At 42.0% G+C, this 17,027-nt stretch carries 12 protein-coding genes and 1 pseudogene; 11 read left to right on the top strand and 2 right to left on the bottom strand.

Annotated features, from left to right (window positions below; all coding sequences use genetic code 11):
- The first annotated feature begins 394 nt into the window (after positions 1–394).
- The 3 genes and pseudogenes from HMPREF9957_RS08025 to alaS all read left to right on the top strand — a co-directional run bounded on the left by HMPREF9957_RS08025 (position 395) and on the right by alaS (position 4,046).
- Positions 395–646, top strand: a pseudogene (locus HMPREF9957_RS08025) (hypothetical protein).
- 274 nt (positions 647–920) lie between these two features.
- Positions 921–1,406 (top strand): LURP-one-related/scramblase family protein, encoded by a 486-nt coding sequence (locus HMPREF9957_RS08020; protein ID WP_000847051.1) that lies wholly within the window; start codon positions 921–923, stop codon positions 1,404–1,406.
- 21 nt (positions 1,407–1,427) lie between these two features.
- Positions 1,428–4,046: an alanine--tRNA ligase gene (gene alaS / locus HMPREF9957_RS08015; RefSeq protein WP_000811767.1), complete on the top strand. Its 2,619-nt coding sequence runs from the start codon at positions 1,428–1,430 to the stop codon at positions 4,044–4,046.
- Between the two features lie 89 nt (positions 4,047–4,135).
- Here the strand turns inward: alaS and HMPREF9957_RS08010 are convergent, their stop codons facing one another.
- Positions 4,136–5,590: an alpha-amylase gene (locus tag HMPREF9957_RS08010; RefSeq protein ID WP_001181048.1), complete on the bottom strand. Its 1,455-nt coding sequence runs from the start codon at positions 5,588–5,590 to the stop codon at positions 4,136–4,138.
- Between the two features lie 178 nt (positions 5,591–5,768).
- Between HMPREF9957_RS08010 and HMPREF9957_RS08005 the strand changes: the two genes are divergently transcribed.
- Together HMPREF9957_RS08005 and HMPREF9957_RS08000 are read left to right on the top strand one after the other, a co-directional pair.
- Complete coding sequence (locus HMPREF9957_RS08005; protein ID WP_000569184.1) at positions 5,769–6,518, top strand: ABC transporter ATP-binding protein; 750 nt, start codon at positions 5,769–5,771, stop codon at positions 6,516–6,518.
- Entirely contained in the window at positions 6,499–8,133 is a 1,635-nt protein-coding gene (locus tag HMPREF9957_RS08000) for a hypothetical protein (protein WP_001237549.1), read from the top strand. The genes HMPREF9957_RS08005 and HMPREF9957_RS08000 overlap by 20 nt, the downstream gene beginning before the upstream one ends.
- Positions 8,134–8,697: 564 nt before the next feature.
- On the opposite strand, the gene HMPREF9957_RS07995 is transcribed toward HMPREF9957_RS08000, so the two are convergent.
- Positions 8,698–10,815, bottom strand: coding sequence for an LTA synthase family protein (locus tag HMPREF9957_RS07995; RefSeq protein ID WP_029689918.1), 2,118 nt, complete (start codon positions 10,813–10,815; stop codon positions 8,698–8,700).
- Positions 10,816–10,964: 149 nt separating this feature from the next.
- On the opposite strand from HMPREF9957_RS07995, the gene HMPREF9957_RS07990 reads away from it, so the two are divergent.
- From HMPREF9957_RS07990 to HMPREF9957_RS07965, 6 genes are read left to right on the top strand one after another with little or no spacing between them, the layout of a single operon-like run.
- Positions 10,965–12,128: a class I SAM-dependent rRNA methyltransferase gene (locus HMPREF9957_RS07990; RefSeq protein WP_001079974.1), complete on the top strand. Its 1,164-nt coding sequence runs from the start codon at positions 10,965–10,967 to the stop codon at positions 12,126–12,128.
- Positions 12,125–12,802: a type I 3-dehydroquinate dehydratase gene (gene aroD / locus HMPREF9957_RS07985; RefSeq protein WP_000767765.1), complete on the top strand. Its 678-nt coding sequence runs from the start codon at positions 12,125–12,127 to the stop codon at positions 12,800–12,802. Before HMPREF9957_RS07990 ends, aroD begins: the two co-directional genes overlap by 4 nt.
- Positions 12,792–13,646 carry a shikimate dehydrogenase gene (locus tag HMPREF9957_RS07980; RefSeq protein WP_000762507.1) on the top strand — a complete coding sequence of 285 codons (855 nt, stop codon included), beginning with the start codon at positions 12,792–12,794 and terminating at the stop codon, positions 13,644–13,646. Before aroD ends, HMPREF9957_RS07980 begins: the two co-directional genes overlap by 11 nt.
- An 18-nt stretch (positions 13,647–13,664) precedes the next feature.
- Positions 13,665–14,732: a 3-dehydroquinate synthase gene (aroB, locus tag HMPREF9957_RS07975; protein WP_000702134.1), complete on the top strand. Its 1,068-nt coding sequence runs from the start codon at positions 13,665–13,667 to the stop codon at positions 14,730–14,732.
- Between the two features lie 9 nt (positions 14,733–14,741).
- Positions 14,742–15,908: a chorismate synthase gene (gene aroC, locus HMPREF9957_RS07970; protein WP_001269874.1), complete on the top strand. Its 1,167-nt coding sequence runs from the start codon at positions 14,742–14,744 to the stop codon at positions 15,906–15,908.
- A 9-nt stretch (positions 15,909–15,917) separates the two neighbouring features.
- Positions 15,918–17,021, top strand: coding sequence for a prephenate dehydrogenase (locus tag HMPREF9957_RS07965; RefSeq protein WP_001140852.1), 1,104 nt, complete (start codon positions 15,918–15,920; stop codon positions 17,019–17,021).
- Positions 17,022–17,027: the final 6 nt, after the last annotated feature.

The following is a 17,027-nucleotide window of genomic DNA, read 5'->3' as shown; positions in this document are numbered from 1 at the left end:
TTGGATATTTGAGTCTTTGATATCGAGTAGTTTTGTGATAAAATGTAATTGTTCCATATGAATCTTTCTAATGAGTTGTTTGGTCGCTTTTCATTATAGGTCATATGGGACTTTTTTTCTACACAAAATAGGCTCCATAATATCCATAGGGGATTTACCCACTACAAATATTATAGAGCCTTTTTTAATATAATAAAATGAAATAAAAACCGAACAAATATATTGGAACAGTCAGATTGATTTCTAAAAATGTTTTAGACGTTGGTGCGTACTATTCTAACTTCAATATACTATATAAGTTAGTTTTTACAGCCATATCTTTTTCTATTTTAGTTGCTTATTTGCTTGCCCAGTAGTATACTAAGCTTAACCTTACAGAAAGCGGCAACAAATAATAAAAATGTCTACTTTTTTCAAAAAAAGTTTTTGGTCAACCTTTTTGACTTTTAATCAAACAGCTATACTATTCCATTTAAAGGATGGTTTGTATTGACAATACCTAACAACTGAGTTTATATATTTGGTGATAGGGTACTTTATATTTGCAAATGTTTACGTAGCTATCTTTAGCAATTCGAAAACTTGGGATAAAAGTTGGGATAAAAAGAAAAATGGCAGTAAGAAAAAGTATATTCTGAAAAAGTAATCTGAGATGTAGAGAATTGCTCTGATTCAACGGAGATCATTTCCAGTTGACGCAAGCTTAAAAAAACGTTATAATAAGAAAGTTGAGAATTGATTTTCAGTTGTCTTAGTCCAGAGAAGTGGCGGTGCTGCGAGCCATCTAAGCTAGGAAATCATGCTACTCAATCATACAATTGCATAAGAATAAGAGAATGACAAGTTCATTGAATGAAGGTGGTACCGCGGTTTTTCGCCCTTCGTGATATGAGCTTGTCTTTTGGTTTTTGGAGGTGTTGATGAAAACATTTCTTGTCAAACAAAAGTTTCGTCTTGGAGGCGAACGTTTCGCTATCAAGGATGACAGGGGAGAAATCGCCTATCAGGTAGAGGGACCATTTTTTAAGATTCCCAAAACTTTTACCATCTATGATGCTAATGGTGAACAGGTTAGTCAGATCAGTAAAGAAATCTTGACCTTGCTTCCTCGATTTGAAATTCAGCTTCAGGATGGCTCGAGTTTTGTCATTCGCAAGAAGTTGACCTTCTGGAGAGATAAGTATGAGTTTGATAATCTGGGTCTTCGTATCGAGGGCAATATCTGGGATTTGGATTTCAAATTGTTGGATGATCGCGATCAGCTGATTGCAGAAATTAAGAAGGAACTCTTCCATCTGACCTCTACCTATACCGTAACGGTTCTGGAGGACGCTTATGCCGATCTAGTCATTTCCCTCTGTGTCGCGATTGACTATGTGGAAATGCTGGAAAGCCAATCACATTAAACAAGTAAATAAGGAGACAATATGAAACAACTATCTAGTGCACAAGTACGCCAAATGTGGCTTGATTTCTGGGCGACCAAAGGTCACTCTGTAGAACCATCAGTAAGTTTGGTTCCTGTAAATGACCCAACTCTTTTGTGGATAAACTCTGGGGTAGCAACGCTTAAGAAATACTTTGACGGGACCATCATCCCTGAAAATCCACGTATTACCAATGCCCAAAAGGCTATCCGTACCAACGACATTGAAAACGTAGGGAAGACAGCACGTCACCATACTATGTTTGAAATGTTGGGGAACTTCTCTATCGGGGATTACTTCCGTGACGAAGCTATCACTTGGGCTTATGAGCTTTTGACAAGCCCTGAGTGGTTTGACTTCCCAGCTGAAAAACTTTACATGACTTACTATCCAGATGATAAAGATTCATATAACCGCTGGATTGAAGTGGGAGTGGATCCAAGTCACTTGATTCCAATCGAGGACAACTTCTGGGAAATCGGTGCAGGACCTTCTGGCCCAGATACAGAAATCTTCTTTGACCGTGGTGAAGCCTTTGACCCAGAAAATATCGGTCTTCGTCTCCTTGCAGAAGATATCGAAAACGACCGTTATATCGAAATCTGGAACATCGTTTTGTCACAATTTAACGCAGACCCTGCTGTTCCTCGTAGCGAATACAAGGAATTGCCACACAAGAACATTGATACGGGCGCTGGTTTGGAGCGTTTGGTGGCCGTTATCCAAGGGGCTAAGACCAACTTCGAAACAGACCTCTTCATGCCAATCATTCGTGAAGTGGAGAAATTGTCTGGTAAGGTCTATGACCAAGATGGCGACAACATGAGCTTTAAAGTTATCGCTGACCATATCCGTTCTCTTTCATTTGCCATCGGTGATGGTGCCCTTCCTGGAAACGAAGGACGTGGTTATGTCCTTCGCCGTCTTCTTCGTCGTGCTTCTATGCATGGTCAAAAATTGGGAATCAACGAGCCTTTCCTTTACAAACTCGTTCCAACCGTTGGAAAAATCATGGAAAGCTACTACCCAGAAGTGCTTGAAAAACGTGACTTTATCGAAAAAATCGTTAAGAGCGAAGAAGAATCATTTGCTCGTACCCTTCACTCAGGTCAACACTTTGCCCAAGGCATTGTAGCAGACTTGAAAGAAAAAGGTCAATCTGTCATTGCTGGATCAGATGTATTCAAACTTTATGACACTTATGGATTCCCAGTTGAATTGACTGAAGAAATCGCTGAAGAAGCTGGTATGACTGTGGACCGTGAAGGTTTTGAAGCAGCCATGAAAGAGCAACAAGAGCGTGCGCGTGCGTCAGCTGTCAAGGGTGGCTCAATGGGTATGCAAAATGAAACTCTTCAAAACATCACTGTAGAAAGTGTCTTCAACTACAATGCTAGCCAATTGTCTTCTAAATTGGTGGCTATCGTGGCTGACAATGCAGAAGTAGAAGCTGTTTCAGAAGGAACTGCCTCTCTGATCTTTGCAGAGACTCCATTCTACGCTGAAATGGGTGGACAGGTAGCTGACCACGGACAAATCTTGGATGAGTCAGGTAAGGTTGTGGCTACTGTGACAAATGTTCAAAAAGCACCAAACGGACAAGCTCTTCATACTGTTGAAGTTCTTGCACCGCTTGCCTTGAACCAAGAATATACCTTGGCAATTGATACAAATCGTCGTCACCGTGTCATGAAAAACCACACTGCGACTCACTTGCTTCACGCTGCTCTTCACAATATCCTTGGCAGCCATGCAACACAAGCAGGATCTCTTAACGAAGTTGAATTCCTTCGCTTTGACTTTACCCACTTCCAAGCAGTAACTGCTGAAGAATTGCGCGCGATTGAGCAGCAAGTCAACGAAAAAATCTGGGAAGCTCTTGAAGTGAAGACAGTTGAAACGGATATTGACACTGCCAAAGAAATGGGAGCTATGGCCCTCTTTGGTGAGAAATACGGCAAGGAAGTTCGTGTCGTTACTATCGGTGACTACTCTATCGAGCTTTGTGGTGGTACCCACGTTGGTAACACTTCTGAAATTGGTCTTTTCAAGATTGTCAAAGAAGAAGGGATCGGATCAGGAACTCGCCGTATTTTAGCAGTGACTGGTAAGGAAGCCTTTGAAGCCTACCGCGAACAAGAAGATGCTCTTAAAGCTGTCGCAGCAACCTTGAAAGCACCTCAAGTCAAGGAAGTCCCTCACAAAGTAGAAGGACTTCAAGAACAACTTCGTCAATTGCAAAAAGAAAATGCTGAGTTGAAAGAAAAAGCCGCAGCTGCAGCCGCAGGCGATATCTTCAAGGACGTTAAAGAAGTCAATGGTCACCGTTACATTGCTAGCCAAGTATCTGTATCTGACGCTGGTGCCCTTCGTACCTTTGCGGACAACTGGAAACAAAAAGACTACTCTGATCTTCTTGTCCTAGTTGCCGCTATCGGTGACAAAGTCAATGTCCTTGTAGCAAGCAAGACAAAAGACCTTCATGCAGGAAACCTTGTCAAAGAATTGGCGCCAATCGTCGATGGACGTGGTGGTGGTAAACCAGACATGGCCATGGCAGGAGGAAGCAACCAAGCTAAGATTCAAGAATTGTTGGATGCAGTAGCAGGTAAATTGTAAGAAAACAAAGATCTATCCAATTGGGTAGGTCTTTTTGTGAATGCAAAAAAGCCAAATCCCCTTGGACCTGGCTTGATTATCATTAGCTATTAGATTGTATTGGCTGCCCAGACACTTACGGATTTAGCTGAGACTGAGAATTGTCCATAACCTTCCTCATCGATTGTAACTTGATCTTGGTGGTTTTCAAGTAAATCTACAAAGGTTTGGTTAGCCCATTCTTGGCCGACAAACATTGACTTGCTGTTTTCTTGGTCATTTGAGATGAGGACTGCGATTGGGGCTTGATTTTCAGCACCTGAACGTACCCAACCGATACAGTTAGGGTCATCAAAGTAGTCTGTTTGCTCTCCATAGGCCAAATCTTTTCGGATGGCTAGGAGGCGGTCAAGGACTTCTTTGAAATCTTGTTGAGCATATTGCCCTGAAATCCCATAGTAGTCGCCGTAAAAGACACATGGAAGGCCATTTTGGCGTAACAGAATGAGGGCATAGGCTGCTGGTTTGAACCATTCTTCAACAGTAGACTCAAGAGCCTGTCCTCGTTGGGTATCGTGGTTGTCGACAAAAGTCACAGCCTTGTCAGGCTTGAGTTCAACCAAGCTATCTGTGAAAATACCACGAAGGTCATAGTTTGAACCTGCTCGACTAGCATCAAAGAGATTCTGGTGGAGACGAACATCGACAAGGTCAAAGCGTTCTTCCGTTTTTTCGAGATAGTCCAGATTGGCTTCCTTGTCTGGGTTCCAAAATTCACCAAAAACATAGAAATCGTCACCGTATTTTTCCTTCATATCGCGGATAAAATTGCGCATAAAGAAAGAGTCAATGTGTTTGACGGCATCCAAACGGAAACCAGCTACACCAGTCGTTTCCATGAACCAATCAGCCCAGTCATAGATATTTTGGATGACTTCAGGATGCTTAAAGTCTAGGTCGGCATACATGAGGTAGTCGTAGTTACCGTTTTCATTATCGACCAATTCCTCATTTGCCCAACCCTTGTTGTCTCCTTGAATCAGATAAATCCCAGACTTTCGGCGTTTGGCATCATAGTCTGTACCGGTGAAGTGGTACCAGTGCCAGTGGAAATCATTGTAGGTATCTTGGCGACCATCGAAGGTAAAGCTAGTCCAGCCATTGATGGTGAAGGGTTCCCCAAGTTCAACTGTACGGTCTACAGGATCCACTTCGATAACCTGAAAGGCTTCCATGTGATCAGCAGCAGCCTTGTGATTGAGCACCACATCGGCCATAGGTTGAATTCCCTGTACTTTTAGAGCTTGAATGGCTTGAAGATAGTCTTCTTTAAAACCATACTTGGTGCGGACAGTTCCTTTTTGGTTAAACTCGCCTAGGTCGAATAAGTCATAGACCCCATAGCCGACATCTTTTTCATTGGTCGCCTTAAAAGCTGGTGGCATCCAGACATGACTGATGCCGAGATTAGCTAGGTGTGGAGCATCTTCAGCCAGACGCGTCCAGTGCTGACCATCGTGGGGCAAATACCATTCAAAGTATTGCATGAGTGTTTGATTTTGCATGATGTTTCCTCTTACTTGTCAATCTTGTTCTTTATTCTATCATAAAGTATTGGTTAGCGCCAACGTTTGCATAAGATAGAAGGAAACTATTTTAACTACTTAAAATAAAGTATTGATTTTTTTGTATCAAAGTGCTAGTATAATAGTATGTAATATAGATAAAGATAGGAGTCATCCCATGATTGAATTTCAAAATGTTAGTAAGTTGTATGGTGATAAAGAGGCTTTGAGCAATCTCAATTTGCAGATTGAAAATGGGGAGATTATGGGCTTGATTGGCCATAATGGGGCTGGAAAATCGACCACTATAAAATCCCTAGTCAGTATCATTTCGCCCAGCAGTGGTCGTATTTTGGTGGACGGTCAGGATTTATCGGAAAATCGCTTGGCGATCAAACGGAAGATTGGCTACGTAGCAGATTCGCCTGACTTATTTTTACGCTTAACGGCCAATGAATTTTGGGAATTGATTGCTTCATCCTATGATCTGACTAGCTCTGACTTGGAGACTAGTCTAGCTAGGCTATTGAACGTTTTTGATTTTGCTGAAAATCGCTATCAGGTCATTGAAACCCTTTCTCACGGAATGCGTCAGAAAGTCTTTGTCATCGGAGCACTCTTGTCTGATCCTGATATTTGGGTATTGGACGAACCCTTGACTGGTTTGGATCCCCAGGCTGCTTTTGATTTGAAGCAAATGATGAAGGAACATGCACAAAAAGGCAAGACAGTCTTGTTTTCAACCCATGTCCTAGAGGTAGCCGAGCAAGTCTGTGATCGGATTGCCATTTTGAAAAAGGGGCATTTGATTTATTGTGGTAGCGTAGAGGACTTGAGAAAAGACCATCCAGACCAGTCTTTAGAAAGTATCTATCTTAGCCTTGCTGGTAGAAAAGAGGAGGTTTCAGATGCGTCTCAAGGTCATTAAAAAATTAGTTGATATCAATATCCTCTATTCATCTAAGGAAGCTAATCTGGCTAACCTACGAAAGAAGCAGGCTAAGAATCCTGGGAAAAAAGTAAATGTTTCCGCTAGAGTCCTAAGTTCTTACATTTTTTCCAGTCTTTTATTACTTATCTTTTTTAGTAATATAGCCTTTCGTTTTCCTTTTGAGGAAAGTCCTGTTCATTTTAGTTTCATGGTTGCTATTTTCCTAGTGCTTGCCTTTTCAACTTCTTTCACTGCATTTTACAATGTCTTTTATGAGAGTAAGGACTTGGCATCTTATAGGCCCTATGCCTTTAAAGAATCAGAGATTATAATTGCTAAAGGACTGTCTGTCCTCTTGCCAGCTCTAGCTGGAATTGTACCAATCCTAGCTTATTTTCTAGCCCTCTACATTAGGCTAGCTCCTTCTCTTTGGCTGGGTTTTCCTTTGATGCTGCTGTCCTTGGCCTTATTATTTGTCTCTGTCACTTTAGTGATGGTAGTGGCAGTACATTTCTTGGCTCAGACTAGGGTCTTCAGAAAGTATCAGTCTATTTTTTCGAATGTGATGATTGGGATAGGAGTTCTCATACCTTTAATATTTGTCTTCTTTCTACAGTCGACTTCTGGAGTTATAGTTGACAGAGTTAGAGACATTCCACCTCTTCTTTATCCTATTCATCTCTTTTACAAAATAGCAGTGGAGCCTTTTTCGACAGAAGCCATCTTGGGTTTGCTCGCTTGGATAGGACTAACTCTCTTCCTGCTTTATCTGACCAAAAAGAAGGTCCTTCCTCGTTTTTATGACGTTATCCTGCTTAATAGTGAGGAGAAGGTCAAAAAAGAACGTCGCAGTAAGGAGAGAATTTCAACTACTAAAAAGGGCTTTTTCCGTATGGTTTTGCGCTACAACCTCTCTCTCTTGGGACAGGGAACTGGCGTGGTTACAGTGCTTTTTACAAGTGCTTTCCTTCCTTATCTCATGATGATCGGTCTGATTTCCAAAATCCGAGATTCTCAGATAGTTCCAGACATTCATCCTCCATACTGGTTACCCTTGTTTTTTATAGCTCTCTTTATAGCAGTTGTCAATAACAATATCACCAGCCTGCCTTCAATTGCCTTGTCTTTAGAGAGGGAAAATTTTGATTTTCTTAAGAGTTTACCCTTTGACTTTGCTCGTTATGTGAAAGTGAAATTTTGGATTATCTTTGCTGTTCAGTCCTTTTTACCTATCGTGACTTTACTTGGTCTTTCTCTATATTTAGGCTTGCCCATCCTTTCGATGATTTATCTTCTTGTGGCATGGATCCTTGCCAGTGTCATCCTTTCTTGTCACCATTATTTTAAGGATGTGAAGAATCTGTCAACCAATTGGAGTAGTATTACTGACCTGGTGAATCGTTCAAATGGTATAGTAGCAATAGTTTTACTCTTAATTTATAGTGTAATCCTGATGGCCCTTGTAATAGGGAGCTTATTCTTGGTTCGGTCTCTCTCCCCTATCCTTGCCATTAGCTTGGGAGTAGGAGCTCTTATCCTCTTGCTTGGTCTTGCTATTTTTGGCTATCATTACTACCTGTCACGCATATTGACAGAAATAGAAAAAAGATGAGATAGTTGGTCGCTTGCTTGATAAATTCAATTCGACAAACGCTTTTATAGTTTGTTATAATGTAGTTGTAAATGATTAAGATTGGTAATCAAAAAATATAGGGAGGAATGTTTTGAATAAGAAATATAATATAGTTCTATTATTGTTGTTTATAGTTTATTTATTTGGATATTTTTCAATTTCAAAAACATTAATTCCTATAATGTGTGTGATCCAAGTATTTTTGATAGAAGATATATTTAGAGTTCGAAATAGAATGATGCAAATAGGTGAAATTTTAATTATTGTTGCTTCTATAATATTATTTATTGATAGTATATTTAGTTTGTAACAAAAGGCTTTTCTATAAAATCAAATTTTCCAGATACCTGCTGAAGCTGATTTATATCCTCATATTTCTTCTACTATCTTCGTCACTAAACTTGACAGACATATATTGCAGGTACAGCCTATCTATCTACAATCTCACAGTAAATCTGAGGCTAGTTTTCTAGTTTGTTCTTTGATTTTCGTTGAATTTTATTTGATAAAAAGAAATGCTCCTCCACGATGGAAGAGCATCTTTTATTGTGATTTTGATTCGGTTTCTGCCGACTCTGGGTGGAGTTCTTGGTAACTTGGTGCCTTGAAAAGGTCAGTACTGGTTTTGCCTTGTCGTTGGCTAAAGAGACTGGTTGATTGACTACCTTTTTCCTGCTCAATCTTTTGCAGAATTGGTAAAGAATTGAGGTAAGAAATACTTTCTGTATCAACTTTTCCAAGATGATCTGCTTGGTAGAAACGGATCAAATCGCCAGTTTGAATCTGGTCGCTGATTTTCAGCTGTTGACTGGCTGCCTGTCGAACGCTTTCCAGTTCGGTCTGAGCTTGTTCATCAAGATTACTGATTTCGAGACCACTTTCAGTATAGTAGGTTCGTCCGTCATAACTAGTGTATTTTGGTGTGACGAAGGAATTGGCAGTTCGAAAGGCAACTATTTCTTGGTGATCTGGAGACAGAAGGTCTTGTCCAACTTGAAGGAAGGAATCGGACTCAATACCAAGGAGGTGTTCGAGAGTCGGTAAGATATCGATTTGTCCACCGTAGGTATTGATGATTTGCCCCTTTTCATAACCAGGCATGACCACCATAAAAGGCACTCGTTGCAACATGGCATTGTCGTAATTCGACCAGTTCTCAGAAGTATTTCCAATCAAGGGTGCCAGATCAGGATTTCGGGAGTTGGAAATACCATAATGGTCTCCGTAGATGACGATGATGGATTTTTCATAGAGGCCACTTTCTTTGAGATAGTCAAAGAAGGCCTTGATGGCACTATCCAGATAGTTGGCGGTTTGGAAGTAGCCATTGATTGTTTCATCTTTGGTCTTGGCCAAGGGGAAACCAAGCTCATCGCCAGTCAAATTGCTAGCATAGGGATAGTGATTGGACACTGTAATATACTTGGTATAAAAAGGCTGCTGCAGGTGCTCCAGATATTGGATAGAATCTTTCATCATGATTTTATCATTTAAACCATATTGGAAAGAATTGCTACTGTCTTGCTTGGTGAAGTAGGAAGCATCAAAGAAGTATTGATAGCCCCATTGTTTGTAGGTCGTATTTCGGTTCCAGAAGGTCCCAATATTGCCGTGAAAGACAGCACTCGATTGATAGCCGTTTTTTGATAGGATAAAAGGCGCAGCTTGCTGGGTATTGGTACCACCGTAATTGACCATAAAGGAACCTTGGTCAAGTCCAAACAAACCAGTCTCCAGCATGGTTTCCGCATCTGAGGTTTTCCCAGCCTTGACTTGGTTAAAGATATTCGAAAAGGCTAGTGTAGATTGCGAATGGTAGAGGGAATTAAGGAAGGGAGTGACTTCATGCTCAGTTCCATCTAGGTTGAGTTTATAGTCAAGAAGAAATTGCTGGAAGCTCTCCAAGTGGAGATAAATCACATTTTTTCCTTTGGCCAAGCCAAAATAGTCTGGATTGGGCTTAGCCGAATGCTCTTGAATATAATCTGTAATAGGTTGAAGATCAGTCTCAGAAGCCTTGGCACGTTCCTTGTTTGCACTGTAGGATTGGTTGGCACTATAGCCTAAAAAGGCGGGTAGACTAAGGGCGCGGACAACATAATAATTAGAAAATCCTCGCGACAGGAGATCGGGACGCTCAATTTCAGCCAAGAAAAGATTAGCTGAAAAGAGCAGGGCCGAGAGAGCAGTGATGGCAACACTGGAGCGGAATTTGAAGGGTCTCCTATCCAGCTGGATGAATTTTTTATAGAAAAGGAAAGCCAGCAATGGGAAATCCATAAAATAGATGAAATCCCAAAAGCGCAGTAACTCTAGTTCTGCAGTACCAACAGATACCTTGCTGACCACCTTCATGGTATTAGCCGTGATAAAGTCGCTAAATTCTCGATAGTAAAAGACATTGGAATAAAGCCAAATGAATAAAAGGCTATAAATAGCTATACTCAGGCCATAAAAAATCTTGGTTGAGCGAGCATAGAGGGCTAGAGCCAGCAGGAGTAGCCCCAAAGGAAGGGGATTGAAAAAGGCGATAAAGGCAAGGTAATTTCCCTGCAACTTGCCCACTTGAATATCTAAATTAAAGTCAACGGTATAGGCTAATAAGGTTTTGAGCCAATAGAGGATTAAAAGGGTTAGGACAAAACCCAGTCTGGTACCCATGGCTTTTTGGATTTTGTTAAAATTGCTTTTCACACATTTACTTCCTAATTTTTTATTAGTATTAGTATACCATTTTTTAAAAGAAGAGTAAAAAAGCAAGGGTAGTTTCTTTTTTGAGAATTGGCTAAAAGTTTGATATAATAGTAGTTATGAATAGAATAAGAGTTAGCAAAAGGGTTGAAAAGAAGCTCGCCAAAGGTCTGGTTTTACTAGAAGCCAGTGATCTTGAGAATGTCAATCTTAAGGATCAGGAAGTAGAAGTGCAGAGTCAGGAAGGAATCTTTCTTGGGACTGCCTACCTTTCGCAGCAAAACAAGGGCTTGGGCTGGTTTGTTAGTAAGGACAAGGTGGCCTTCAATCAAGCTTTCTTTGAAACGTTGTTTAGACAAGCTAAAGAAAAGAGAAGTGCCTACTATCAAGACGAATTGACAACTGCCTTTCGTCTCTTTAACCAAGAGGGAGATGGCTTTGGCGGTCTGACAGTGGACCTTTATGGTGACTATGCTGTCTTTTCTTGGTATAACTCTTATGTTTATCAGATTCGCAAGGTTATCTCAGAAGCCTTTAGCCAGGTTTTTCCTGAGGTGTTAGGGGCCTATGAGAAGATACGCTTTAAGGGTTTGGACTATGAATCAGCCCATGTTTATGGTCAAGAAGCACCTGACTTTTTCACTGTTCTGGAAAATGGTGTCTTGTATCAAGTCTTTATGAATGATGGCCTGATGACAGGGATTTTCCTTGACCAGCACGAGGTTCGCGGTAGTCTGGTTGATGGATTGGCTATGGGCAAATCCTTGCTCAATATGTTTTCTTATACAGCTGCCTTTTCCGTGGCTGCGGCCATGGGAGGAGCAAGCCAGACTACTTCGGTTGACCTAGCTAAACGTTCACGAGAATTGTCTCAAGCGCATTTTCAGGCAAATGGAATCAGCACAGACGACCATCGTTTTATAGTCATGGATGTCTTTGAATATTTCAAATATGCCAAACGAAAAGGCTTGACTTACGATGTGATTGTCCTAGATCCGCCTAGCTTTGCTCGGAACAAAAAACAAACGTTCTCTGTGGCCAAGGATTATCACAAGTTGATCTCTCAGAGTCTTGAGATTTTAAATCCGGGAGGTATTATTATTGCCAGTACCAATGCTGCCAATGTTTCCCGTCAGAAATTTACAGAACAAATTGATAAAGGCTTTGCAGGAAGAAGTTATCAGATTTTAAATAAATATGGTCTTCCAGCAGATTTCGCCTATAATAAAAAAGATGAAAGTAGTAATTACCTCAAGGTGATTAGTATGAAGGTTAGTAAATGAAATTAATCGTTTCAGTAATGCCAAGAAGTTTAGAGGAGGCCCAGGCTCTGGATGCTACAAGGTACCTGGATGCCGACATCATTGAATGGCGTGCCGACTATCTGCCTAAGGAAGCGATTTTGCAGGTAGCTCCAGCTATTTTTGAAAAATTCGCAGGTCGTGAGTTGGTTTTCACGCTGAGAACTCGTTCTGAAGGGGGAGAAATCGACCTTTCTCCAGAAGAATATATCCATCTAATCAAGGAAGTGGCGCAACTCTATCAACCAGACTATATTGATTTTGAGTACTATAGCTATAAGGATGTTTTTGAGGAAATGCTGGACTTCCCAAATCTCGTTTTGAGTTACCATAATTTCCAAGAAACACCTGAAAATATGATGGAAATTTTGTCAGAGTTGACGAGCCTAAATCCAAAACTTGTCAAGGTTGCGGTGATGGCTCACACGGAGCAGGATGTCTTAGACTTGATGAACTATACACGAGGCTTTAAAACCCTCAATCCTGAGCAGGAATATGTGACCATTTCTATGGGCAAGGTGGGTAAGGTCTCTCGTATCACTGCGGATGTGACAGGTTCGAGCTGGTCCTTTGCTAGTCTAGATGAGGCAAGTGCCCCAGGTCAGATTTCCTTAGCTAACATGAAAAAAATTCGGGAGATTTTGGATGAAGCTTGATGGCTATACACGTTTAGCTGCCGTTGTTGCCAATCCTATTAAGCATTCTATTTCCCCCTTTATTCACAACAGCGCCTTTGAGGCGACAGCTACCAACGGTGCTTATGTGGCTTGGGAGATTGAAGCGAGTGACTTGGCAGAAACAGTGGCTAATATTCGTCGCTACCAGATGTTTGGCATCAACCTGTCCATGCCCTATAAGGAGCAAGTGATTTCTTATTTGGATGGGCTGAGCGATGAAGCGCGCTTGATTGGTGCAGTTAATACGGTTGTCAATGAGAATGGCAATTTAATTGGATATAATACAGATGGCAAGGGATTTTTTAAGAGCTTGCCTTCTTTTACAATTACAGGTAAAAAGATGACCCTGCTTGGTGCAGGTGGTGCGGCTAAGTCCATCTTGGCACAGGCTATTTTGGACGGCGTCAGTCAGATTTCGGTCTTTGTTCGTTCAGTTTCCATGGAAAAAACAAGACCTTACCTGACCAAGTTACAGGAGCAGACAGGCTTTAAAGTGGACTTGTATGCTTTAGAAGATGTTCCTGAACTGCAAGCAAGGATTGCTGAGTCGGATTTACTTGTTAATGCGACAAGTGTAGGGATGGATGGTCAATCATCTCCAGTTCCTGAAAACATTGTCCTACCAGAAACTCTCTTAGTGGCAGATATTATTTACCAACCCTTTGAAACGCCATTTTTAAAATGGGCTAGAAATCAGGGCAATCCAGCCGTCAATGGTCTGGGGATGTTGCTCTATCAGGCTGCAGAAGCTTTTAAACTGTGGACAGGCAAGGAAATGCCGACAGAAGAGATTTGGCAGTCCTTAACAGAAAAATACCAATAAAGAAAGGGAGATTCTCCTATGAAAATCAGAATCGATATTCCTCATCATCCTTATGATATTCAGATTGAAAAAGGTTGTCTGGCTCAAGCTGGTCAGTGGTTGCGAGAACTCTGGCAACCACAAAAGGTAGTCATTGTAACAGACAACCATGTGGCTTCTCTCTATGCTGAGAAGGTCAAACTCAGCCTAGAAGATGCTGGTTTTCAGGTAGCTGTTTTTGATTTCTTAGAAGGTGAAGAAAGAAAGAATTTAACTACTGTCCAGAAAGTCTATGAATTTTTAGTCAAGCAAGGTCTGACTCGTAGTGATGGAATCGTGGCTCTCGGAGGTGGTGTCGTTGGAGACCTGGCTGGTTTCGTAGCCTCTACCTATATGCGGGGTATTCATTTTGTTCAGATTCCGACTAGCTTGACAGCTCAGGTTGATTCGTCTATCGGCGGAAAGACGGGTGTTAATACTCCATTTGCTAAAAATATGGTGGGGACCTTTGCCCAACCAGACGGGGTTCTGATTGATCCGCTTGTCCTTGAAACGCTTGGAAAAAGAGAGTTGATTGAAGGGATGGGTGAAGTTATCAAGTATGGCTTGATTGAGGATCCAGAACTTTGGGCTCTTTTGACGGAGCTGGATGGTTCTGTTGAGAGCATTTTGGAGCATGCAGAGACCTTGATTGAACATTCTTGTCAGGTTAAGCGCAAGATGGTAGTTGAGGATGAGTTGGACAATGGTGTACGCCTTTACCTCAACTTTGGCCACACTATTGGTCATGCCATTGAAGCGACGGCTGGTTATGGAAAAGTTATGCATGGTGAAGCTGTGGCTATGGGAATGGTACAGATTTCCAAGGTAGCTGAGGAAAAAGGCCTTATGCCAGCTGGCATTACCCAATCTATCACAGAGATGTGTCAGAAATTTGGCTTGCCTGTTGACTATGAAAACTGGGATGTTGACAAGCTTTATCAGGCTTTGACTCATGACAAGAAAGCGCGTGGCAACACCCTGAAATTGGTCTTGGTACCAGAGCTTGGTTCAGCGACTATTCACCCAGTTTCTCTGGAAGAGATGAAAGACTACTTGGTAAAATAAGGAGAGTGTATGAGATATTTAACAGCAGGAGAATCACACGGCCCCCGTCTGACAGCTATCATTGAAGGAATTCCAGCTGGACTTCCTTTGACAGCTGAGGATATCAATGGCGACCTTAAACGCCGTCAGGGTGGCTACGGTCGTGGCGGTCGTATGAAGATTGAGAGCGACCAAGTTATCTTTACTTCGGGTGTTCGCCATGGGAAGACGACAGGGGCTCCTATTACAATGGATGTCATCAATAAGGACCACCAAAAATGGCTGGATATCATGTCTGCGGAAGACATTGAAGACCGTCTTAAAAGCAAACGAAAAATCACTCATCCACGTCCAGGTCATGCCGACTTGGTAGGGGGAATCAAGTACCGTTTTGACGATTTGAGAAATTCTTTGGAGCGTTCATCAGCTCGTGAAACCACCATGCGGGTGGCAGTTGGGGCAGTAGCCAAACGCCTCTTGGCTGAGCTGGATATGGAGATTGCCAACCATGTCGTGGTCTTTGGTGGCAAGGAAATCGATGTTCCTGAAAATCTAACGGTCGCTGAGATTAAGGAAAGAGCTGCCCAGTCTGAAATTTCTATTGTCAACCAAGAACGGGAACAGGAAATCAAGGACTATATTGACCAAATCAAGCGTGATGGAGATACCATCGGTGGAGTTGTGGAGACAGTTGTTGGAGGTGTTCCAGTTGGTCTTGGTTCCTATGTCCAATGGGACAGAAAATTGGATGCAAGATTGGCCCAAGCTGTTGTCTCTATCAATGCCTTTAAAGGGGTGGAATTTGGTCTTGGATTTGAAGCTGGTTACCGCAAAGGCAGCCAAGTTATGGATGAAATTCTCTGGTCTAAAGAAGACGGTTATACTCGCCGTACCAATAATCTGGGTGGCTTTGAAGGTGGTATGACCAATGGGCAACCCATTGTTGTTCGTGGCGTTATGAAACCTATTCCTACTCTCTACAAACCACTTATGAGTGTGGATATTGAAACCCATGAACCCTACAAGGCAACAGTCGAAAGAAGTGATCCGACTGCTCTTCCAGCTGCAGGTGTAGTTATGGAAGCTGTTGTGGCAACGGTTCTGGCACAAGAAATCCTTGAAAAATTCTCATCAGACAATCTTGAGGAATTAAAAGAAGCAGTAGCCAAACACCGGGAGTATACAAAGAACTATTAAGGAGTTCCTATGGCAAAAACAGTCTATATAGCAGGTCTTGGTTTGATTGGTGCCTCTATGGCACTTGGTATCAAACGTGATCATCCAGATTATGAAATTTTAGGTTATAACCGCAGTCAAGCTTCGAGAGATATCGCCTTGAAAGAAGACATGATTGACCGTGCAACGGATGATTTTGTCAGTTTTGCTCCTTTGGCAGATATCATCATTCTCAGCTTGCCAATCAAACAAACCATTGCTTTCATTCAGGAATTGGCCAACTTGGACTTGAAAGATGGCGTCATTATTTCAGATGCTGGTTCGACCAAGTCAGCCATTGTAGATGCAGCGGAGCAGTATTTGGCTGGCAAGCCTGTCCGCTTTATCGGGGCCCATCCTATGGCTGGTAGCCACAAGACAGGAGCTGCCTCTGCGGATGTCAATCTTTTTGAAAATGCCTATTATATCTTCACGCCATCGAGTTTGACAGGTCAGGACACACTTGAGGAAATGAAGGATCTGCTTTCAGGTCTTCATGCTCGCTTTATCGAGATTGATGCCAAGGAGCACGATCGAGTGACTTCTCAGATTAGCCATTTTCCACATATTCTGGCTTCCAGTCTCATGGAGCAGACTGCAGCCTATGCTCAAGAACATGAGATGGCAAGACGCTTTGCGGCCGGTGGTTTTCGAGATATGACTCGAATTGCGGAGAGTGAGCCAGGTATGTGGACTTCTATTCTCTTGTCCAATCGTGAAACTATTCTGGATCGAATTGAGGATTTCAAGGAGCGCTTAGATGAGGTTGGACAAGCCATCAGCAAGGGAGATGAGGAGCAGATTTGGAACTTTTTCAATCAGGCGCGTGAGCAACGTCAGGCCATGGAAATTCATAAGCGTGGTGGTGTGGACAGTTCTTACGATCTCTATGTTGACGTTCCCGATGAAGAAGATGTCATCTTGCGGATTTTGGAACTACTACGTGGAACTTCCTTGGTTAACATCCACATCAACGAGGAAAATCGTGAGGATATTCACGGGATTCTACAAATTTCATTTAAAAATGCTCAAGATTTAGAACGAGCCGAGCACCTCATAACAGAAAACACCGACTACACAGTCGTGATCAAATAAGGAGAA

The sequence above is a fragment of the Streptococcus mitis SK1080 genome (assembly GCF_000220085.1).
GTDB lineage: Bacteria > Bacillota > Bacilli > Lactobacillales > Streptococcaceae > Streptococcus > Streptococcus mitis_K.
This window is presented reverse-complemented; position numbering and strand designations above follow the sequence as displayed.